This is a genomic window from Brucella cytisi (genome assembly GCF_038433355.1).
Classification (GTDB): domain Bacteria; phylum Pseudomonadota; class Alphaproteobacteria; order Rhizobiales; family Rhizobiaceae; genus Brucella; species Brucella cytisi.
Genome location: NZ_JBCAUP010000042.1, coordinates 1 through 21,953, shown reverse-complemented (window position 1 = coordinate 21,953; position 21,953 = coordinate 1). Strand labels below are relative to the sequence as shown.

The following is a 21,953-nucleotide window of genomic DNA, read 5'->3' as shown; positions in this document are numbered from 1 at the left end:
AAGGCATTCCGTATCGGACCCGTGGTCCGGCAGGTGCTTGATGGAGACTGCAGATGAGTGTCGAGATCGGCCATTTCGCTCTGGTTCTGGCACTGGCCCTGTCGATTGTCCAATCGATTGTGCCGGTGGTCGGTGCGCATCGCCGGGATACGCAGCTCATGTCAGTCGCGGCGCCGACGGCAATTGCTGTCTTCGCGCTGATCTGCCTTGCGTCGGCCGTGCTTGTCCATGCCTATGTCGTTTCGGATTTCTCGGTACTGAACGTGGTCGAGAACTCGCATTCGCAAAAGCCACTCCTCTACAAAATTACCGGGGTTTGGGGCAATCACGAAGGCTCAATGCTGCTGTGGGTGTTCATTCTCACTTTCTTCAGTGCGCTGGTTGCTGCATTTTCCGGCAATCTGCCTGAAACGCTCCGCGCCAACGTTCTTGCCGTACAGGGCTGGATCGGCGTCGCATTTCTGGCATTCATCGTGTTCACTTCGAACCCGTTCACCCGTATCTTCCCGGCCCCGATGGAGGGCGGTGATCTCAATCCGATCCTTCAGGATATCGGCCTCGCGATCCATCCGCCACTGCTTTATCTCGGTTATGTCGGTTTCTCAGTTTGCTTCTCCTTTGCCGTGGCGGCACTGATCGAAGGGCGTCTGGATGCTGCGTGGGCGCGCTGGGTGCGTCCGTGGGCGCTGGTTGCATGGATGTTTCTGACCGGTGGCATCGCCATGGGTTCCTACTGGGCCTATTACGAGCTTGGCTGGGGCGGCTGGTGGTTCTGGGATCCGGTCGAGAACGCATCATTCATGCCGTGGCTGGTTGGCACTGCACTTCTCCATTCCGCTCTCGTAATGGAAAAGCGTTCGGCGCTGAAAATCTGGACCGTGCTGCTTGCAATCCTCACTTTTTCACTATCGCTGCTCGGAACCTTCCTTGTCCGCTCCGGCGTTCTAACCTCGGTTCACAGCTTCGCCACCGATCCGGGACGCGGTCTTTTCATTCTGGCGATCCTTGCAATCTTCATTGGCGGGTCGCTGTCGCTTTTCGCACTTCGCGTGCAGAGCCTGACGGCAGGCGGCATCTTCCACCCGATTTCCCGCGAAGGTGCTCTCGTCTTCAACAATCTGTTCCTGACGACCGCTGCCGCGACTGTGCTGATCGGTACGCTCTATCCGTTGCTGCTTGAAGTGATGACCGGTGACAAGATTTCCGTCGGTGCACCGTTCTTCAACATGACGTTCGGTCCGTTGATGATTCCGCTTCTTTTTGCGGTTCCCTTCGGTCCGCTGCTCGCCTGGAAACGCGGTGATCTTTACGGCGTGTCGCAGCGGCTGATGACAGCTTTTGCGCTCTCGCTTCTGGCTGCGGCGATTGTCTTATGGAGCACATCGGCGAAATCGGTTCTCGCCGCCTGCGGTATCGGGCTTGCTGCGTGGCTGATTTTTGGCAGCCTGACCGATCTTGTTTTCAAGGCTGGCATTGGCAAGGTTTCCGCAAGCAAAGCATTTGCGCGCTTCAAGGGTTTGCCGCGCTCGGTCTTTGGCACGGCGCTCGCCCATATCGGGCTTGGCGTGACGCTGCTCGGGATTGTGAGTGTGACCACCTTCGGCACTGAGAATGTGTTGATTATGCGTCCGGGTGACACGGCCAAGGTGCAGAACTACACACTGCGCTTCGAGGGTCTGCGCCCGCTGACCGGTTCGAACTTCACCGAAAATCGCGGCACTTTCACGCTGCTCGATTCCAATTCGCGCGGTCTCGGGCAAATTGAGCCGTCCAAGCGCTTTTTCCCGGCACGTCAGATGCCAACCACTGAATCGGGCATCAAAACCCTGTGGTTCAGTCAGGTCTATGTCGCGCTCGGCGATGAACCGGGCGATGGATCGGCTGTTGTTCGTATTTGGTGGAAGCCTCAGGTGACGCTCATCTGGTATGGCGCTCTCGTTATGATGGTGGGTGCGCTGTTTTCCCTCGCAGATCGTCGTTTGCGGGTCGGCGCACCTTCGCGCAGTCGCAAGTCCGCATCAAAGGAAGCGGAGGCGGCTGCATGAGAAAGTGGTCGGCATTCGCAGCACTCCTGTTCGGTGCTGCTCTGGCTATTCAAGGAACGGCGGCACTCGCGGTCAATCCGGATGAAGTCCTGTCCGATCCGGCGCTTGAAAAGCGCGCGCGAACTATTTCTGGCGAACTGCGCTGCATGGTCTGCCAGAACGAATCCATCGACGATTCCAATGCCGAGCTTGCCCGCGATCTTCGCGTTCTCGTCCGTGATCGGTTGAAAGAAGGCGATAGTGACGAACAGGTGATGGATTTCATCGTCGACCGTTACGGCGAATTCGTGCTTCTGAAGCCACGGCTCAATGCGCGTACAGTGCTTCTGTGGGGCTTTCCTGTAGTTGTTCTTCTGATCGGTGCTGTCGCTCTGATTTTTGCCTTTCGCGGACGCAAACAGGCGGGTGAAGCGCCTAAGCCGCTCACCGAAGGCGAAAAGGCGGAACTCTCGCGTCTGCTGGACGGAAAATAAGCGCGGTCGTCTGCGTTTGTTATTCGTAACCTTACGAAACTTTCATGTTGTGGAAACGGAGCGGTAAGGTAGCCCTGACTATCTTACGCTCTATAAAGGTTTCACAGGTCCACGTTTCCTGAAGGATCAGGGACGACCGGATTGCTGCTCGTAAGGAGAAATAAATGTCCAGAGCCAGGATTTCCAACTATCGCAAAGGCGTTGCCGCGATTGCACTATCGGCTGCTCTCGCCGGTGGCTTTGTCGCGACCGGTCCGCTCGGTGCGCTCAATGACGCCCGTGCGGAAGCCGTGCAGGTAACGCCGCCACCGCAGGCTGCGGGTTTTGCGGATCTTGTTGAGAAGGTTCGTCCGGCTGTCGTCAGCGTCCGTGTAAAGAAGGACGTACAGCAAACTGCTGATCGCGGTGGCGGTGGCCAATTCTCGGGCCCTCCCGGATTTGATCAGCTTCCGGACGATCATCCGCTGAAGCGCTTCTTCCGTGATTTCGGCATGGATCCGCGTGGCGACGCACGTCCCGATGCGCGGCCTGATCGTCGTGGGCCCGGCAAGCGCGGTCCGCGTCCCGGTCATGAACGTCCGGTCGCTCAAGGGTCCGGTTTCTTCATTTCCGAAGACGGCTATGTCGTAACCAACAATCACGTCGTTTCCGATGGCGATGCCTACAGCGTTGTCATGGATGACGGCACGGAACTCGACGCCAAGCTGATCGGTACTGATCCACGCACCGATCTGGCCGTGCTGAAGATCAACGATCCGAAGCAGAAGTTTACCTATGTTGCGTTCGGTGATGACAACAAGATTCGCGTTGGCGACTGGGTCGTCGCAGTCGGCAACCCGTTCGGCCTCGGCGGTACGGTGACATCCGGTATCGTGTCGGCTCGTGGCCGTGATATCGGCGCCGGTCCTTACGATGATTTCATCCAGATCGACGCGGCTGTGAACAAGGGTAACTCCGGCGGTCCGGCTTTCAATCTGTCCGGTCAGGTGATCGGTATCAACACCGCCATCTTCTCGCCTTCGGGCGGCAGCGTTGGCATTGCCTTTGCAATCCCGGCCTCGACCGCCAAGCAGGTCGTTGACCAGTTGATCAAGAAAGGCTCGGTGGAACGTGGCTGGATCGGTGTTCAGATTCAGCCAGTGACAAAGGATATTGCCGCTTCCCTCGGCCTTGCCGAAGAAAAGGGCGCAATCGTCGCGTCGCCACAGAAGGACGGCCCGGCTGCCAAGGCTGGCATCCAGTCCGGTGATGTGATCACGGCTGTCAACGGCGAAACCGTTCAGGATCCACGCGATCTGGCGCGCAAGGTTGCTGGCATTGTTCCTGGCGAAAAGGCGGCAGTCACCGTCTGGCGCAAGAACAAGGCCGAGGAAGTCGACATCACCATCGAGGCCATGCCGGGTGATCTCGGCAAGGCGGCCAGCGCTTCTGGCGACAATGGCGGTGGTCAGAACGAGACACTCGACTCCTATGGCCTGACTGTGACCCCGTCCGAGGACGGCAACGGCGTGGTGGTAACCGATGTCGATCCTGACAGCGATGCCTCCGATCGTGGCATCCGTTCCGGCGATATCATCATGAGCGTCAATAACCAGACGGTGAAGAGCGCCAAGGATATCAACAACGCCATCAGCGAAGCCGCCAAGTCGGGTCGCAAGGCAGTGCTGCTGCAATTGCAGAGCAACGATCAGAGCCGCTTTGTGGCCCTGCCGATCGATCAGGGATGATGACCGGTAGCCCCTTAAGGCTCTGAGCAATTCGATGCCAGGCGGTTCTCCGCCTGGCATCGCCTTATCATCAAACGGTATTATAAGTAGCGCCATGAAGATTCTCGTTATTGAAGACGACCGCGAAGCGGCCCGCTATCTGGAGAAGGCCTTCACCGAGGCCGGACATTCTGCCGACATCGCCGGTGACGGCGAGACCGGCTATACGCTGGCCGAGAATGGAAGCTACGATGTCCTCGTAGTCGACCGCATGCTGCCGAAGCGCGATGGCTTGTCCGTCGTGGCGGGTCTGCGCGCCAGGGGTATGGAAACCCCGGTCCTGATCCTTTCCGCGCTCGGCGAAGTGGATGACCGCGTCACAGGCCTGCGAGCCGGTGGTGACGACTACCTTACCAAGCCCTATGCATTCTCCGAGCTACTGGCTCGCGTCGAGGTCCTGCAACGTCGTTCCAGTCCGCGTGAGGCGGACACGATCTACCGCGTCGGCGATCTGGAACTTGACCGGCTTGCGCATACTGCGCGCCGTCAGGATGTGGATATCACACTCCAGCCCCGCGAGTTCCGGCTTCTCGAATATCTGATGCGCCACGCCGGGCAGGTCGTCACGCGCACGATGTTGCTTGAAAACGTCTGGGATTATCACTTCGATCCGCAAACCAATGTGATCGACGTGCATATTTCGCGGCTGCGTTCAAAGATCGAGAAGGGCTTCGACGTTCCGCTACTACATACGGTGCGTGGCGCCGGGTACATGCTGAAGGCAGGACGAGCGAAATCCTCAGCTGCCAAGGTGGATTGATGAGCCGCTTTTCAGCGCTCATGCGCACAACCGCCGTTCGACTATCGACACTCTATTTGCTGCTGTTCATCGTGGGCGCGATAGCATTGGTTTTCTACATGACCAATCTGTCTGCCTCCATGCTGACTGCGCAGACCCAGCAATCGCTGGGCGAGGAAGTCGGTAGTATCGGCAAAAGCTATGCGCGAGGCGGCATTCCCCAGCTCGTGCGCACAATCGATTATCGTTCACGCCAGCCGGGCGCTTACCTCTATCTGGTGGCCGACCCGACAGGCCGCATCCTTGCGGGTAACGTTGAGAGCGTGGAGCCCGGTGTTCTGGACACCGACGGCGTTATCGAGCGTGGTTTCAAATATCGGCGTTATGGCGAGCAGGGCACTGAGACGGAGCACCGTGCCATTGCGGTCGTGATCGCATTGCCGAACGGCATGCGGCTTCTGGTCGGTCGTGATCTGGGCGAACCAGAACGGTTTCGGGATGTCATTCGCCAGTCGCTAATGCTGGCGCTGGGTATCATGGGCGTTGGCGCGCTGTTGATCTGGCTGGTAGTCGGGCGCCGTGCATTAAAGCGCATTGATGAGGTTTCGCGGGCGTCGCAGCGCATTATGGATGGCGATTTGACCGGGAGGCTTCCGGTCAATGGCTCCGGTGACGAGTTCGACCGCCTGTCAAGCAATCTCAACGTCATGCTCGGTAAAATTCTGGAACTGAACGAGGGGCTGAAACAGGTCTCCGATAATATCGCGCATGATCTCAAAACGCCGCTGACGCGTCTGCGCAATCGTGCGGAAGAAGCACTTTCCGGCAAGAAGGCGGGACCTGAATATCGTGAAGCTCTTGAAGATATCATTGGCGAGTCAGATCAATTGATCCGGACCTTCAACGCGATCCTGATGATTTCGCGTCTTGAAGCAGGCTATTCGTCAGAAAGTCTGGAGGATATGCCGGTAGCGCCGATACTTCGCGATGTGGCCGAAATGTATGAGCCCGTTGCCGAGGATGTAAGCGTGAACCTGACACTTGGCGATCTCGATGAAGTTGCGCTTCATATCAATCGCGAGCTGGTCGGGCAGACGATTTCCAATCTCGTCGACAATGCAATTAAATATGCGGGCGGTGATGAGCGGACCGCGACCGTGAGCCTTTCGATGGAGCGTGATTCGGACCGGGTCCGCATCATCGTTGCCGATAACGGCCCCGGTATTCCTGAAGAAAAACGCGAACAGGCAACGGAACGGTTTGTTCGCCTTGAGGAAAGCCGCACTCAGCCCGGTTCGGGACTCGGTTTAAGTCTTGCCAAGGCTGTGATGAAATTGCACGGTGGCGCACTTCGTCTTGAAGGCAATGATCCGGGTCTGCGCGCTGTGCTGGAGTTCCCGTTGCCATCGGACAAGGTCGAATAATGGCGTGACTTAAGAGGGGATCATGGCGGCAGAAAACGCAACGGCACTATTCTTCGAGAGACAGATTCGTGCTTTGACGCCGCTTGATCCCACAAAGGCAGAGACCTTCTTGGCCGATCTTGTGGTACGCGCCGGCGAAGAGGAGCTTTCGGGCGTCGTAGTCTTGTTGCAAAAGGCAGAAGCTATAAGGTTCGTCTCCGCCGTTCTCGATCTTTCTCCATTCATTCGTGAAGCACTGATCCGTCATCCGCGTATTCTTGATCGCTTCGTCGCCAAATCGCCGGAGGCTGCACTAGAGGATATTCTGGCGGAAATCTCGGCCAGTGCCGCAAGTGCAGACGTGACGGAAGCCTCCCTCATGACCAGCCTGCGTGTTCTGAAACGCGAGGCGCATGTCCTGATCGCGCTTTGCGATCTCGCTGGCATTTTCAATACGGAAGCAACGACAGACTGGCTCACCGGTCTGGCTGAGTCCTGCACCGGCGCTGCCGTCCGATTTCTGCTGCTTGATGCAGATAGTGCGGGCAAGATCAAACTTCCTGACCGAAACCAGCCCGACAGGGACAGTGGCTGGATTGTTCTCGGCATGGGCAAGTTCGGTGCGCGTGAACTCAACTATTCGTCTGATATTGATCTTATCGTCTTCATCGATGAAACCAGACCCGCCATCGGCGATCCATATGAATGCGTCGAAACTTTTTCACGGCTGACGCGCCGACTTGTCCGCATCCTGCAGGACCGTACCGGCGATGGTTATGTCTTCCGCGTCGATCTTCGCCTGCGCCCCGACCCCGGTTCCACGCCGCTGGCCATTCCTGTCGGTGCAGCACTTCATTATTACGAAGGGCGCGGCCAGAACTGGGAACGCGCAGCCATGATCAAGGCCCGGCCCGTCGCCGGGGATCGCGAATCCGGAAAACAGGTGCTGGCGGAGCTTTCCCCCTATGTCTGGCGCAAATATCTTGACTATGCAGCCATTGCTGACGTGCATTCGATCAAGCGCCAGATTCACGCCCATAAGGGGCACGGCGATATTGCTGTGCGCGGCCACAATGTGAAGCTGGGACGCGGCGGCATCCGTGAAATCGAATTCTTCGTCCAGACGCAGCAGCTCATCGCTGGCGGCCGCTTTCCCGAATTGCGCGGCAATCAGACTGTGCCGATGCTTGCACGACTGGCAGAGCGGGGCTGGATCACCGAGAAGGCGCGCGATGCCTTGGCCAAGGAATACTATTTCCTCCGCGACGTCGAGCATCGCATCCAGATGATTGCCGATGAGCAGACGCATATTCTACCGGAAGACGATGAAGGCTTTGCGCGTGTTGCTCATATGATGGGTTACGCCGATCCGGCGGCCTTTTCAGATGTTTTTCTCGATGCGCTCAAGGTCGTCGAAAAGCACTATGCGGCCCTGTTCGAGCAGGCTCCCGAGCTTGGAAGCTCATCGGGCAATCTGGTCTTTACTGGCGATGTGGATGATCCGGGCACGCTAGAGACGCTCGCAGCCATGGGCTATGAGCGCCCGAGCGATATATGCCGCGTGATCCGCACGTGGCATTTCGGGCGTTATCGCGCCACGCAATCTGCCGAAGCGCGTGAGCGTCTGACCGAACTTACGCCCGCTCTGCTCAAGGCTTTTGCTGAAACCAAGCGTGCTGATGAAGCGCTCTTGCGTTTCGATGGCTTTCTAAAGGGCTTGCCCGCAGGCATCCAGCTTTTCAGCCTGTTGCAATCCAATCCCCGTCTCCTGAGCCTCCTCGTGATGATCATGAGCGCCGCACCCCGGCTTGCCGAAATCATCACCCGCAACCCGCATGTTTTCGACGGCTTGCTTGATCCAGCGATTTTCTCGGAAATGCCGACGCGCGCCTATCTGGAAGAGCGCCTCCGCGTGTTTCTGGGACCTGCAACCGATTACGAGGAAGTGCTGGACCGGCTGCGCATCTTCGCTGCCGAACATCGCTTCCTGATCGGTATCCGTTTGCTGACGAGCTCCATTGATGGTGTGCGCGCCGGTCGTGCCTTCTCCGATCTGGCCGAATTGATGATCGGAAAGGCATTCGAGGTTGTCGAAGCTGAACTGGAGCGACGCCACGGCAAGGTTAAGGGCGCGAAGGTCGCTCTTCTCGCTATGGGCAAGCTTGGCAGTCGCGAACTTACTGCTGGCTCCGATGTCGATCTGATTCTGCTTTATGATCACGACAAGGAGACGGACGAATCCGATGGCGAAAAGCCACTGGCTCCGTCGCAATATTATATTCGCCTGACCCAGCGGCTCATTGCGGCACTTTCCGCGCCAACTGCGGAAGGCGTACTTTACGAAGTCGATATGCGGCTGCGCCCTTCCGGCAACAAGGGACCGGTTGCCACCCATATCGAATCCTTCGGCAAATATCAGCGCAGCGAAGCATGGACATGGGAACATATGGCCCTGACACGCGCGCGCCCGATCCATGGCGACGAGGCCTTTATGGATCACATTAGAGGTGAGATCGACGAGGTTCTTTCAACGAGTCGTGACTTGAAGAAAACCGCCAAGGATGTGCGCGAGATGCGCGACCTCATCTATCGGGAAAAGCCGCCTGCCGATGACTGGGATTTCAAGCTGAAGCCCGGCGGCATTGTCGATCTGGAATTCATTGCCCAGTTTGCCGTGCTGGCAACCAAGCTCGCCCGAAAGCCGCGCCCCTTGGGTACAGAAGAAATCCTGTCAGCCCTCGACCCGTCCTTTGCTGATCCGGCGCTCGCCGATAATCTTGTCAGCGCACATCGTCTTTATACGAATCTAAGCCAGACGATCCGTCTGTGTCTTGGAGGCGATGCCAAACGTGAAGAATTCATACCCGGCATGATCGACCTGCTATGCCGCGCGGCGGACATGCCTGACATAAAACGTGTTGAGCATCATCTGGCAGAAGTCGCCGTTGACGTGCGGTCGAGTTTCGAGAAGCTTTTGGGTAGGTGATCAGGCGGCGTGGATTTCCGCAGTACGATTGCCGATATGGCTTGGCTTGCGATCAGGGATGCAGACCGAGACCACCGTGCCAACGCCTTCGGTCGAGCGAATGCGAAGCCAGCCGCCATGAAGTTCGGCAAGTGAACGGGTGATGGCCAGTCCGAGGCCTGAACCGGTATGGGTCTTGGTGAACTGGTTCTCCACCTGTTCGAAGGGCTGTCCGATCTTCTTGATGGCCGATTTCGGGATGCCGACGCCGGTATCCTGAATCGTCATGAATAGGGCCGAGCCGGTCTTGCGCGCCCGCACGGTGATCTGCCCGCCATAGGATGTGAACTTCACGGCATTGGAGAGAAGGTTGATCAGCACCTGCTTGATTGCGCGCCGGTCGGCATAAAGCTGCATTGCTTCTTCAATGCGCGTATTAACCGCAATATTCTTCTCATCCGTCTGCAGCGAAATCATGCGTACTGTTTCATTGATAAGCGGGCAGAGATCGATCTCCTCGCGGTCGAGTGAGAAATGACCGGCCTCGATCTTCGACATGTCGAGAATGTCATTGATGACGTTGAGCAGGAAGTTGCCGCTTGTATGAATGTCGTTGATGTATTCCTCATAACGGTCGGAGCCGAGCGGACCGAACGTGCCGGCCTGGATCATTTCCGAGAAACCGATGATTGCATTGAGCGGCGTGCGCAGCTCATGGGACATATTGGCGAGGAACTCAGACTTGGCGCGGTTTGCGGCCTCGGCGCGTTCCTTTTCCTGACCGTATTTGCGGGCAAGTTCGGACAGCTCACGCACACGGTCGCGTTCGCCTTTGCGTGCAATCGACAGGTCGTGAATGGTCGCCATCAGGCGACGTTCGCTGTCGACCAGACGTTCCTGATGCAGTTTGAGCTGGGTAATGTCTGTACCGATTGAAACGAGGCCGCCGTCCTGTGTGCGGCGTTCGTTGACCTGGAGCCAGCGTCCGTCGCTGAGCTGGCGTTCGAAGGTCTGGCCACCGGCGCGATTATGTTCGTTAGCCATGCGGCGCTCGAACGTGAACGGGCGAGTATGGGCGTCGACTTCGTTGCGCGGCACACCGGGTTTCAGCGTCCAGACTGGAAGGCCAGCATATTCACTGAACTTGGAATTCGCCATGACGAGTCGATTGTTGGAATCCCAAAGGATGAAAGCTTCCGAAATATTCTCGATAGCTTCGCGGATGCGCATGTCGGCTTCTGCCGTCTGCTGCGCAAACCGGTGCTGTTCGCTGACGTCGAAGGCAATGCCGACCAGATGAAGGTCGCCTTCGCTGGCAATTTCCGCGCGGACACGCATCCACACCCATGAACCATCAGCATGGCGCATGCGGAAGACGCGATCAACGTGCGAGATATCGCCCGCGGCTGCTTGTTCGGCGATGGAATAGAGGTCGCCATCTTCCGTATTGATGATTGCAGCCACATCGCCGAAGGGCAGCACTGCATCTTGCGCCTCGTAGCCCAGCATCTCATACATGGATCGCGACCAGTAAATGCGACCGCGTGCCATGTCCCAATCCCACAGACCGCAGCGACCGCGCCCCAGCGCCAGATCGATACGGCGCTGGATTTGGCCGGAAAGATCGTCGGCTTCACGGGCCCGCGCGGCTTGGCTGAAATAGGCGTAGAGAATGGCGAACATGACGCCGGTTGTGCCCGCGAAGAGCGTTATATTGAGCGATACAGCCCGGCGCCATTCGGCAAAGATGGCGCTTTCCGGTTCAACGGCGATAACGGAATAGGGCAGGGTCATCGGCTTGGACAAGGCACCGAAAGCAGGTTCACCATGCAGCATGACTTTCAGCACGCCTGCACGTTCCGCAAACAGGAATAACGGCTGCGCTTCTGCAAGGATTGTATCGACCGGCTTGCCGGGCAGATCGGATATCGGGCCGGATATTGCCACGACGGAAGACTGCGGATCGATGACGGCAAGCGTCATGCCGGATGAGGACAGTCCACGCGAACGAAATTCTGCCATCGTGTCCTGAATATCCTTGGCCGCGATCTGCGCTCCGGCATCGGTGCCGTTGGCAACACGTTCGATCATCTGTGCAAGATTGACGGTCGCCGCTGACAGAAATGCCTTATGCTGCTGCTCGATATCCTCCCGCCATGCCAGCATCGAGAAGACGCGCGCTATGCCGAGAATAATCAGGAAAATGATGATGAGTGCAGGAACGAGGCGTCGAAGGATAGGCTCGATTGAGATGAACTTGCCATAGGCCGGACCAGCAAGAAGGCTGACATGGCCCGAAAGCTTGCCCTTCCTTCTTTTCCGACTGGATTCGCAATGCGTCCCCGCCGGCGCGCCATACGCGTCGGTGCTCGCCATATAATGGTCCCTCGTGAATTCCCTGCGAGTGAAGTGATTCGGAATACGCCACCTCCGAATGTCATCAATGAATCAAAAGTGATTCGCGCTGTCCAGCGAATTCGTTAACGAGACGTAAAAATCGGGGTTTTCATCAGTCGATTTCTTCATGAATCTCAATCTCTTAAGTGGAATCGATATTGGATCTGATTCGCCTAACGGCATGAAAAGATTCACTAAAGCTGACTGTCCGGCGCCTTTGCGTTCACCAGTTCGAAATGGCTCGCTCCGATCGCTGGTTAAGCAGCCGGAACGAGCGAATCATCAGGATGATCAGGATAGGTCGCGAATCAGGCGAGAGTACGGTCCACGATATCGCGCAGGTCGGTCGACAGTTTGCCCGCGCCCGAAATACGCGCCAGCGCTGCCCTTGCATGCTCACGGCGGGTATCTTCAAGCGAACGCCAGGAGCGAAGCGCCGTTAGAAGCCGCGCTGCCAGCTGTGGATTTTCCGGATCGATGGACAGGATCGTATCTGCAAAGAACTCGTAGGCCGAACCATCCTTGCGGTTGAAACCAGTTGGATTTGATGCCGAGAACGAACCAATCACCGAGCGGACGCGGTTCGGATTGTCGAGCGAGAAGAGTGCGTGTTTCGTCAGATCGCGCACAGCCTGCAAGGCTTCGTTGCCAGGACGGCTCGCCTGCACGCTGAACCACTTGTCCATCACAAGACCATCCTTGCCGAACTGGCGTTCGAAACTTGCCAGTGCGTCCTTTGCCTCGTTCGTATCACCAAAGCGGTGCGCCAGCACGGCCAATGCCGTGAAGCGGTCTGTCATATTATCCGCATTGGCGAACTGGCGGGCGGCCCTTTGCTGACTTTTCTCATGGCGGCTCAGATAATCGAGAAGCACGTTCCGCAAAGCACGCTTGCCTGCCGCACCCGCATCCGGCGAGAACGCGCCATCCTGTTTCAGGGCATCGTAGAGCTTTGCGAAGTCACTGGCATAACGGGTGGCAATGGCATCCACGAAATCGTTTCGGCTGGAGAGGATAGCATCCGGATCGACATTGCTACCCATTTCGCGTGCGATGTCGCTTTCGCTCGGTAGCGTCAGACACAGAGCGCGGAAAGCGGGATCAAGCGTTTCGTCGGAGGCAATGTTTCCGGCAAGTTCGATAATTTTGTCGTCAATCGCCGGAGCATGGCCGCCGCGAATACGTTTGGCGCCTTCGAGCAGAGCCTGGTTGAAAATACCGGTCAATGCCTGCCAGCGGGCGACCGGATCGCTGTCATTCAAGGCCAGGAATGCGCGATCATCGTCCGATAGAGGTGCTGACAGATTTACGGGAGCCGAGAACCCGCGCAACAGCGATGGAACAGGACGTTCCTTGATGCCATGAAAGATGATCGTTTCAGACGGGCGATGCAGATGAATGACGTCGCCGCGCACGTCCCCACCTTCGACGGATGTTGGAACCATATCCCTGCCGTCTGACCCAATAAGACCGTAGGTAACCGGGATATGCATCGGTTTCTTGACGGATTGTCCGGGCGTCGCTCCCAGCGACTGTGCCAGTTCAATCGAGAAGGTTTCCTTCGCAGCATCGTAGGAGAAAGCAGCTTCCACTTTCGGCGTTCCTGCCTGATCGTACCAGAGCGCGAATTGTGAAAAGTCCTGGCCGGAAACATCGGCAAAGACCTTTACGAAATCCTCGATGGTCGCGGCCTCCCCGTCATGGCGCTCGAAATAGAGGTCCATACCCTTACGGAACAGTTCAGGCCCTATGATCGTGCGGATCATGCGCACGACTTCCGAACCCTTTTCATAGACGGTTGCCGTGTAGAAATTGTTGATCTCGCGATATTCGCGCGGGCGTACCGGGTGAGCGAGCGGCCCGGCATCTTCCGGGAACTGCTGCGCTTTGAGAATTTTCACCTCGGCGATGCGCTTCACCGGGCGCGAGCGTTCATCGGCGGAAAATTCGTGGTCGCGATAGACCGTCAGGCCCTCCTTGAGGCAAAGCTGAAACCAGTCGCGGCAGGTGATGCGGTTGCCGGTCCAGTTATGGAAATATTCATGTGCGATCACCGCCTCGATGCCCGCATAGTCAACGTCGGTAGCGGTTTCAGGGTCTGCCAGCACATATTTGTCGTTGAAGACGTTGAGCCCCTTGTTCTCCATCGCGCCCATGTTGAAATCGGAAACGGCAACGATGTTGAAGACATCCAGATCATATTCGCGCCCGAACTTCTCCTCGTCCCAGCGCATGGATCGTTTCAATGCATCCATTGCGTAGAGTGCGCGGCTTTCCTTGCCATGTTCAACATAGATCGCCAGATCGACAGGCCGTCCGGACTGCGTGGTGAAGTGATCCTTTACGACGCCCAGCGACCCGGCAACGAGTGCAAAGAGATAGGACGGTTTTGGGTGCGGATCGTGCCATATTGCGAAGTGCCGGTCTGCTTTACCTTCGACCGATCCACTGTCAGCGGGGTTGCCGTTTGAAAGGAGAATGGGAGCTGCCTGCTCGTTGGCTTCAACCCGCACCGTATAGACCGACAACACATCCGGGCGGTCATAATAATAGGTAATACGGCGGAAGCCTTCTGCCTCGCACTGCGTGCAGTAAACGCTGCTTGAACGATAGAGGCCGGACAGCTGGCGATTGGTGGTTGGATTGATTTCCGTCACGACTTCAAGCGTAAAGTGCTTGCCTTCCGGCAGGTCGCTGATTTCGAGCTGGTCGGGCGTTGCGACATAGCTGTTGTCGGCGAGTTGCTTGCCGTCGATGGCTATGCTGACGAGTTTCAGTTCGTCACCATTGAGTACCAGGGGCGTACCGGCTGCAGTGTCATCGCGACGCTCAATCGTCAGCGTCGCACGGACGATGGTTTTTTCCGGTTCCAGGGAGAAGTCCAGTTTCGTCTCGGGTATGGCGTAAGGGGTCGGACGGTAATCTTCGAGACGGAATGTCTGGCCGGTTTCAGTACGCATAGCGAAACTCTCTCCCTGAACTCTCGTTGAACTCACGATGCTGGATTCGTACCTAAAATTGCTGCCAAGGGAAACTCAATTCCTGAATAACCAACTGGCCTTTTGTGGCTGGCGCATTTCCGGCAAAAGTGCGAACCGGTTTTGCGTTGGATAATGCAACAAAACAAACGACAGGCGCTTTGCCAAATAATTTTCAGCCGGATCTTCGTGCTACTGGCGCTGTGTCACAAACAGGAATAAGGAAAACAGGTGCTCGAATACTTCGGGCTAACCTGCGCTTCATGCTTTAAGGATTTGCGTTGTGAACGCTCACACGAGCGCGCCTGTCGAGGCTGCCCATCTTGAAACGAACCCGATGCTCGGCATCGGTCTCAAAATCGCTTCCGTCGCCGTTTTTGTCGCTATGTCCACCTTGCTGAAAGCAGCTGAGGGTGTGCCGGTCGGACAGTTGATCTTCTTCCGCTCTTTCTTCGCAATCTTCGCGATATTGCTCTATCTAGGGTGGCGTGGGCAGCTTTCAGGCGTGTTCCGTACCCAGAACGGTTTCAGCCATTTCTGGCGCGGGCTGGTGGGCGTCTGTTCCATGTCGATGAGCTTTTTCGCTCTCACCAAATTACCGCTGCCTGAAGCGATCGCGATCAATTACGCCTCGCCGTTGATTACCGTCATCCTCGGTGCGGTCATCCTGCATGAAGTTGTACGGTTGTACCGCTGGAGTGCAGTGCTTATCGGGCTTGGTGGGGTGGTGGTCATCATCTGGCCGCGGCTGACGGTATTTTCCGGTGGTGGCATTGGGCATGACGAGGCCATGGGTGCGTTTGCTGCTCTTGGTGCGGCTCTCTTGTCTGCGGTGGCGATGATGCTTGTACGTCGCCTCGTGCAGACGGAACGTACCTCGACCATTGTGATCTACTTTTCCATGTCCGCGAGTGTCATCTCTTTGGCAAGCTTTCCGTTCGGCTGGATCGTGCCGAACTGGTCGCAGCTTGCCATGCTGGTAGGAGCCGGTTTTGCGGGAGGTGTCGGCCAGATCCTTCTGACCGAATGCTATCGTCATGCGCCGATGTCGACGATTGCGCCCTTCGAATACACGTCGATGCTGCTGGGGCTTGCTATCGGGGTTCTGCTATTCGGTGACATTCCGACCTTCGAAATGCTGGCTGGCAGTGCCATCGTCATGGCGGCAGGCGGTTTCATCATTTATCGCGAGCACAAGCTTTCCATTTCGCCCCACAAGATCAATGCACCGCAGACACAGTAGATTAGAGCATTTCCTGTCTCGCATGAATATTCGGAAATGCTCTATCTGTTCGTTTTGCGCATATCTTTATCCCGAAACTGGTTCCCACTTTCGGGAGACATGCTTGTCTTATGATTTTCGTGCTTCTTGGTGAGATTAAGAAGCGCCGGCCTGGGTGACAGCTCTCGTTGCGTGCCGGTTCACCCCGGACATCAAGGTCGCTGGAAAAGCGTCAAACGTCGCCATAACTGCCATCATGCGAAAGCTCGCCGTGCTCGCAAACGCTCTGCTGAAAACAACAGAAAACGGACGCCAAAACCCACTTGATCAAAACCGATACTCTAGCTTTGACCGGGTGTGCCTTCCGCACGGGGATCGAGCTGCATGGTTTCCGGCGTGGACTGGCCGTCCGGCGTATGGAACTTGTATTCGGTCTTCTGATCACTGATGGCCGGGCGCTCGAAGCGACGGATACGCCAGAAGGCATGCAGGCCGTATAAGCCGTAGGCGATAGCCATGGTTACGAAGAAGCCGGATGCACCGATCAGATCCATCAGCGGGCCGGAAAGGGCTGGTCCGATGACACTGCCAACGCCGTAGATAATCAGCAATCCACCGGAGACCTTCACGAATTCGCTAGCATCCGCATAGTCATTGGCGTGAGCGACGTTGAGGCTGTAGATCGGATAAATCACCGAACCGAACAGAAACATCATGGCGTAAAGCGCATAAGGTGAGGTGGGGTGGAACAGTACCATCACCATCGACAAGGCAAAGCCGATGACACCGGCGATCACCATGACATAGCGACGATCAACGAAGTCCGATCCCCGTCCGAGCGGGTACTGGAAGATAGCGCCGCCGACCATGGCGCAGGCAAGCATTGTGGCGATGCCGAAGGTCGAAAGGCCGTTCATCTCGCCGTAAATAGCGGCGAGAAAGTTCCAGGTGCCTGCAACGATACCTGCAATCAGCGAGCCGACAGCCGCAGCAGGCGATCGCCGGTAAAGTCCCTTCAAATCGAGCGAAACCTGCGTCAGTGGATTGGGTGACTGCGCGCTTGAGAGGGCGGTTGGAAGCAGTGCACTTGCATAGATGATGGCGCAAATGATGAAGAGCGTCTGCGTTCCCGCATCGCCGAACGGCAGAATGTACTGCCCGCACAGTAGGCCCAGCATGGTGATGATCATATAGATCGAAAAGATGCGGCCGCGTGATTCATTGGTTACGCGCTCATTCAGCCAGCTTTCGATAATCATGTAGCTGCCTGCGAGCGAAAAACCCGCGACGCCACGGAAGATCATCCATGCAACGGGATTGACGACCAGTGCGTGGAAAAGCAGTGCCATCGAAAGCAGTGTCGCCAGTGAAGAGAAGACGCGCACATGCCCGACGCGCCGCACCAGATGGGGCACCACGATACAGCCGATCGTGAAGGCGAGGGAATAGCTCGTACCCATCCAGCCGATGGTTGTGGTCGACCAGCCTTCCATGCCACCGCGCAGTGGCAAAAGAATACCCGCAAGGCCACCGGCGAGCAGCATCAGAAAGGTGCTTGCAAGCAAAGCGGCTATGGGCAGGAGCTGGCCAGCCATGAAAAACTCCACAGTGAAATCCCATGGGGAAACTGAATTTAGGGCTACTTGTCGCCGAAAGGCGGTTTGGCAAGCGGCGAAATAGAACAAGTTTGCGGCATGTTGGTGACAATGCCGCCTGCGCCGCCTGCCGATGCCACTGAACTAAAAAGAATTCAACTAATCAATTCGGCCAATTTCAGCTTCACTGCCAGAAAATCGCGCCATGCAAAACGCTTTTGCGCGGGCGTCCTGAGAAGATATGCCGGATGCAGGGTCGGCATGACGGGAATTTCGAGTCCGGAGGGCATCCGGTGAACTTTCCAGTTGCCGCGCAGGCGAAGGATGCCTTCCGTCGCGCCAGTGAGTGCCTTGCCCGCAGGACCGCCAAGTGCAACCAGAATTTTCGGCGCAGCAAGCTCGATCTGTCGCTCAATGAATGGCCGACAGAGTTCCGTCTCAAGTGGCGTCGGCGTGCGGTTGCCAGGTGGACGCCACGGGATCGTGTTGGCGATGTAAACGCCTTCTCGCTTCAGCCCGATGGATTCGATCATGCGATTGAGAAGCTGGCCGGATTTTCCGACAAACGGTAATCCTTCCATATCCTCATCCCGTCCGGGCGCTTCGCCGATGAACATGATGTCGGATGATGGATCGCCATCGGCGAAACAAAGATTCTTCGCCGTGAATTTCAAGTTGCAGCCGTCGAATGCAGCGAGTTTCTCCCGCAATTCCTCCAGCGTCGAAGCCTGTGCAGCCGCCTCGCGTGCGAGCGCAATCTGTGCCGTATCGGGAAGGTCGGCTGCGGCTTGAACAGGCCTGCTTGTGGGAGCGGGGGTTGGGGCAGGGCGCGGTTGTTGCTGACGGCCACGCTCAGGCGCATTTGATATTTGCGCGGCTGGCTGCGAAGGAGCCGGGCGCTGAGGCTCTGCAAAGCGATCTATCGGCGTGTCGGAAAGCGGCATGTCAACGCCTGCATCCGCATAGAAGCGGAGCAAACCATCAATATCCAGCGTTTCGCGATCATCAGCCATTATAGTACCTCAACTCTGAGGTGGCGAACTTTTCAAGTGAATGCAAGAGCCGATTGGGATTTATGGCGTGTTTCGACGGTTAGTGACAATTCATATCCGATTTCACACCGTATCCAAGCTAGGCCAGCTATGGCTCTCTTATGCTCATGATATGCCATGAAGCTATGCTCCTTCCGCCGTCACAAACAAATCTTCATCGCGGCTTCTTGAACGGAATTAATTTGACGTTTACGTTAAGGTAAATAAACTTGAGGACGTAGGACGCCTGTTTTGGACAATTGGACGCATTTGCGACAGTCTCCAACTCTGCGACAGGGTAAAGCGGAATACGGGGAAACGGCAGGTCTTTTCGTGCGCCACCAGTGCTGACAAGCGTCGGTTAATGGATATTCGCGATAAGATCATGCACAAAAACAATTGGATGCGTCGTCTGGGCTACCTTAGTGAGAAGACGATGTTACACCGGACGGAGGGATGAATGTCTGAAGCCCCAGAATATGCTAACCAGGAGCTTCCCGAACGCGAGAGCATGGAATTCGACGTTGTGATCGTCGGCGCAGGCCCTGCAGGTCTTGCTGCGGCCATCCGTTTGAAACAGGCGAATCCCGAACTGTCCGTCGTCGTCCTCGAAAAGGGCGGGGAAGTCGGCGCGCATATTCTTTCTGGTGCTGTCGTTGATCCGGTGGGCATCGACCAGCTTCTTCCGAGCTGGCGCGAGGAAGAGGGGCACCCCTTCAAGACGCCGGTTACTGCCGATCATTTCCTTGTTCTGGGGCCTGCAGGTTCCGTGCGCCTGCCGAATTTCGCCATGCCGCCTTTGATGAGCAATCATGGCAATTATATCGTGTCTCTCGGCAATGTCTGCCGCTGGCTCGGCACAAAGGCCGAAGAACTCGGCGTGGAAATCTATCCGGGCTTTGCAGCAACCGAAGTGCTCTACAATGACGAAGGCGCGGTCATCGGCGTCGCGACTGGCGATATGGGCGTCGAACGCGACGGGACGCATGGTCCGAATTATACGCGCGGCATGGCGCTGCTCGGCAAATATACGCTGGTCGGCGAAGGCGCGCGGGGTTCGCTTGCCAAGCAGCTGATCTCGAAGTTCAAGCTTGATGAGGGCCGCGAACCGGCGAAATACGGTATCGGGCTCAAGGAGTTGTGGCAGGTCGATCCTTCCAGGCACAAGCCGGGCCTGGTTCAGCACTCCTTCGGCTGGCCGCTCGACATGAAGACCGGCGGCGGCTCGTTCCTCTATCATCTCGAGGACAATATGGTTGCGGTCGGTTTCGTGCTCCACCTCAACTACAAGAACCCGTATCTGTCGCCCTTTGAAGAGTTCCAGCGTTTCAAGACGCATCCGGCCATCAAGGATGTCTTCGAGGGTGGCAAGCGTCTTTCCTATGGCGCGCGTGCGATTACCGAAGGTGGTTTCCAGTCGGTGCCGAAGCTCTCATTTCCCGGCGGAGCACTCATCGGCTGCTCGGCTGGTCTGGTCAACGTGCCGCGCATCAAGGGCAGCCACAATGCGGTTCTTTCCGGCATTCTCGCTGCCGACAAGATCGCCGAGGCAATTGCCGCAGGACGCGCCAATGACGAGCCGGTCGAGATCGAGAACAATTGGCGTTCGAGCCTGATCGGAACGGATCTGAAGCGTGTGCGTAATGTCAAGCCGCTGTGGTCGAAATTCGGCACGATTGCTGGTGTGGCGCTCGGTGGTCTCGATATGTGGACCAACCAGCTTTTCGGTTTCTCCATCTTTGGAACGCTGAAGCATGGCAGGACCGATGCACAGTCGCTTGAGCCAGCCGCGAAACACGCGAAGATCGAATATCCGAAACCGGATGGCGTTCTGACGTTCGATCGTCTGTCGTCGGTGTTCCTGTCGAATACGAACCATGACGAGAACGAACCTGTGCATCTTCAGGTCCGTGATATGAAATTGCAGCAGATCTCCGAACACGACGTCTTTGCCGGTCCGTCGACACGTTACTGCCCTGCGGGTGTCTATGAATGGGTGGATGCCGACGGCAACTCTGCTGCCGATCCGCAGGCAAAGGACGTGCGGTTTGTCATCAACGCTCAGAACTGTGTGCACTGCAAGACTTGCGACATCAAGGACCCGAACCAGAACATCAACTGGGTGCCGCCACAAGGCGGCGAGGGACCTGTTTATGTAAACATGTAAAAGAACAAGGCGGTCTGAGACCGCCTTCAGACCACTGACAAACCCGTCGATATTTTCGGCGGGTTTTGTTCTTGGGACTATGCTGTTTTCGGCGGCGGAGTTTTGACGCCGATCGAGAAGGGTGTATCCAGCTCACGCGATGGCCGGTTTTGGCCCTTTGGTGAGCGCCATTGCGATCTTCTTGATGTTCTGGGCACTCGCGGCCAGCAGGCATTGCCATTTGACCTTGATGAGGCCACGGAACCTGGCATAGCGATGTCCATGCAACTGCTTGGCATCGGCAAAGGAACGCTCCACCGTCTCCTTGCGTCGTTTGTAGATGGCCTTGCCCCAAGGCGTGAGGCGGTGGGTGTCGGTGCGCTCGCGGGCATCGGCCCACACATGGCGGGTGATGGTGCGTTCCGCCCTGGCGTTGCTGGTGCAGGAGGCGAGAAGCGGGCAGTCGCCGCAGATGGCCGGGTCGGAGCGATAGTGGCGATAGCCGTTGCGGTCGGTGGTGGCATAAGTCAGGAGTTGGCCTTCAGGGCAGCGGTAGCCGTCAACCGCGCCGTCGTAGACGAATTTCGACTTGCGCATCATGCCGGGTTTGGGCGGTGTTGGATTGCGATAGCCGGTGACACCGAGGATGGCGCGCTCCTCCAGTCCCCTGGCGATGCCGGATGTGGTATAGCCGGCATCGAGCCCGACGGCACCGACAGCAAAGCCGAAGCGCTCACGCTGCCGGTCAAGCCGCCCCAGGTAGACGATGCTGTCATGGACGTTTGCCGGGGTGACATGGGTATCGGTGATGATGGCAAGCCGGCCGTCCACCGTGCGATGGTCGAGATAGAAGAAGCCCTTCGGCTTGCCGTCGCGCACCATGTAGCCGCTGTCAGGATCGGTGCGGCTGACCTTGGTCTCCGTCACCTGCGGCGCGTGCTCTTTTTCCTTCAATGGCTTCTGGCCGTGCAGCGCCCGCTCGGCCTCGATCGCCCTGTCGAGAGCGGCCCAATAGTCGGCGCGCGACTTCTCGATCATGGCCAGATCATACTTGCCCTTGTTGGCATTGGCCTTCAGATGGGTCGAGTCGGTATAGAGCACCGTCCCGTCGACCAGCCCATGGCCAATCGCCTGTTCGACGATATGGTCGAAGATGTCCTGGGCCACCGATGCGTCGTTAAAACGCCGGCGGC

At 57.1% G+C, this 21,953-nt stretch carries 13 protein-coding genes; 8 read left to right on the top strand and 5 right to left on the bottom strand.

Going from position 1 to position 21,953, the window contains the following annotated elements; genetic code table 11:
• The first annotated feature begins 53 nt into the window (after positions 1 to 53).
• From AAE521_RS25450 to AAE521_RS25425, 6 genes are all read left to right on the top strand, one after another.
• Complete coding sequence (locus tag AAE521_RS25450) at positions 54 to 2,045, top strand: heme lyase CcmF/NrfE family subunit (RefSeq protein ID WP_342062885.1); 1,992 nt, start codon at positions 54 to 56, stop codon at positions 2,043 to 2,045.
• Positions 2,042 to 2,518, top strand: a complete 477-nt coding sequence (locus AAE521_RS25445; protein WP_342062884.1) for a cytochrome c-type biogenesis protein — start codon at positions 2,042 to 2,044, stop codon at positions 2,516 to 2,518. Before AAE521_RS25450 ends, AAE521_RS25445 begins: the two co-directional genes overlap by 4 nt.
• Positions 2,519 to 2,682: 164 nt before the next feature.
• A complete protein-coding gene (locus tag AAE521_RS25440) occupies positions 2,683 to 4,245 on the top strand; it encodes a Do family serine endopeptidase (protein WP_342062883.1) in 1,563 nt (520 codons plus the stop codon).
• A gap of 94 nt (positions 4,246 to 4,339) precedes the next feature.
• On the top strand, positions 4,340 to 5,044 hold the full coding sequence (locus AAE521_RS25435) for a response regulator transcription factor (protein WP_071631548.1): 705 nt from the start codon (positions 4,340 to 4,342) through the stop codon (positions 5,042 to 5,044).
• Positions 5,041 to 6,447: a sensor histidine kinase gene (locus AAE521_RS25430; protein WP_342062882.1), complete on the top strand. Its 1,407-nt coding sequence runs from the start codon at positions 5,041 to 5,043 to the stop codon at positions 6,445 to 6,447. Before AAE521_RS25435 ends, AAE521_RS25430 begins: the two co-directional genes overlap by 4 nt.
• 22 nt (positions 6,448 to 6,469) lie before the next feature.
• Positions 6,470 to 9,412 carry a bifunctional [glutamine synthetase] adenylyltransferase/[glutamine synthetase]-adenylyl-L-tyrosine phosphorylase gene (locus AAE521_RS25425; RefSeq protein ID WP_342062881.1) on the top strand — a complete coding sequence of 981 codons (2,943 nt, stop codon included), beginning with the start codon at positions 6,470 to 6,472 and terminating at the stop codon, positions 9,410 to 9,412.
• On the opposite strand, the gene AAE521_RS25420 is transcribed toward AAE521_RS25425, so the two are convergent.
• Entirely contained in the window at positions 9,413 to 11,767 is a 2,355-nt protein-coding gene (locus AAE521_RS25420) for a PAS domain-containing sensor histidine kinase (protein ID WP_342062880.1), read from the bottom strand. It lies immediately after the preceding gene.
• 329 nt (positions 11,768 to 12,096) lie between these two features.
• Positions 12,097 to 14,748, bottom strand: coding sequence for an aminopeptidase N (pepN, locus tag AAE521_RS25415; protein WP_342062879.1), 2,652 nt, complete (start codon positions 14,746 to 14,748; stop codon positions 12,097 to 12,099).
• A 301-nt stretch (positions 14,749 to 15,049) separates the two neighbouring features.
• Between pepN and AAE521_RS25410 the strand changes: the two genes are divergently transcribed.
• Complete coding sequence (locus AAE521_RS25410) at positions 15,050 to 16,009, top strand: DMT family transporter (protein WP_342062878.1); 960 nt, start codon at positions 15,050 to 15,052, stop codon at positions 16,007 to 16,009.
• A 320-nt stretch (positions 16,010 to 16,329) separates the two neighbouring features.
• On the opposite strand, the gene AAE521_RS25405 is transcribed toward AAE521_RS25410, so the two are convergent.
• Positions 16,330 to 17,583: an MFS transporter gene (locus tag AAE521_RS25405; RefSeq protein ID WP_071631475.1), complete on the bottom strand. Its 1,254-nt coding sequence runs from the start codon at positions 17,581 to 17,583 to the stop codon at positions 16,330 to 16,332.
• A gap of 155 nt (positions 17,584 to 17,738) precedes the next feature.
• The gene (locus tag AAE521_RS25400) at positions 17,739 to 18,596 is read right to left on the bottom strand and encodes a uracil-DNA glycosylase (protein WP_342062877.1); all 858 of its coding nucleotides are present in this window, start codon (positions 18,594 to 18,596) and stop codon (positions 17,739 to 17,741) included.
• Between the two features lie 478 nt (positions 18,597 to 19,074).
• Here AAE521_RS25400 and AAE521_RS25395 point away from each other — a divergent pair, with 478 nt between their 5' ends.
• Complete coding sequence (locus AAE521_RS25395) at positions 19,075 to 20,781, top strand: electron transfer flavoprotein-ubiquinone oxidoreductase (RefSeq protein WP_342062876.1); 1,707 nt, start codon at positions 19,075 to 19,077, stop codon at positions 20,779 to 20,781.
• A 132-nt stretch (positions 20,782 to 20,913) separates the two neighbouring features.
• On the opposite strand, the gene AAE521_RS25390 is transcribed toward AAE521_RS25395, so the two are convergent.
• On the bottom strand, positions 20,914 to 21,953 hold a 1,040-nt coding region (locus tag AAE521_RS25390; protein WP_342061706.1), incomplete at its 5' end, for an IS1182 family transposase.

Bases quoted from the DNA above. Each gene is read 5' to 3' on its own strand.
- AAE521_RS25450 (WP_342062885.1), top strand. From the start codon at position 54: ATGAGTGTCGAGATCGGCCATTTCGCTCTGGTTCTGGCACTGGCCCTG.
- AAE521_RS25445 (WP_342062884.1), top strand. From the start codon at position 2,042: ATGAGAAAGTGGTCGGCATTCGCAGCACTCCTGTTCGGTGCTGCTCTG.
- AAE521_RS25440 (WP_342062883.1), top strand. From the start codon at position 2,683: ATGTCCAGAGCCAGGATTTCCAACTATCGCAAAGGCGTTGCCGCGATT.
- AAE521_RS25435 (WP_071631548.1), top strand. From the start codon at position 4,340: ATGAAGATTCTCGTTATTGAAGACGACCGCGAAGCGGCCCGCTATCTG.
- AAE521_RS25425 (WP_342062881.1), top strand. From the start codon at position 6,470: ATGGCGGCAGAAAACGCAACGGCACTATTCTTCGAGAGACAGATTCGT.
- AAE521_RS25420 (WP_342062880.1), bottom strand. From the start codon at position 11,767: ATGGCGAGCACCGACGCGTATGGCGCGCCGGCGGGGACGCATTGCGAA.
- pepN (WP_342062879.1), bottom strand. From the start codon at position 14,748: ATGCGTACTGAAACCGGCCAGACATTCCGTCTCGAAGATTACCGTCCG.
- AAE521_RS25405 (WP_071631475.1), bottom strand. From the start codon at position 17,583: ATGGCTGGCCAGCTCCTGCCCATAGCCGCTTTGCTTGCAAGCACCTTT.
- AAE521_RS25400 (WP_342062877.1), bottom strand. From the start codon at position 18,596: ATGGCTGATGATCGCGAAACGCTGGATATTGATGGTTTGCTCCGCTTC.
- AAE521_RS25395 (WP_342062876.1), top strand. From the start codon at position 19,075: ATGTCTGAAGCCCCAGAATATGCTAACCAGGAGCTTCCCGAACGCGAG.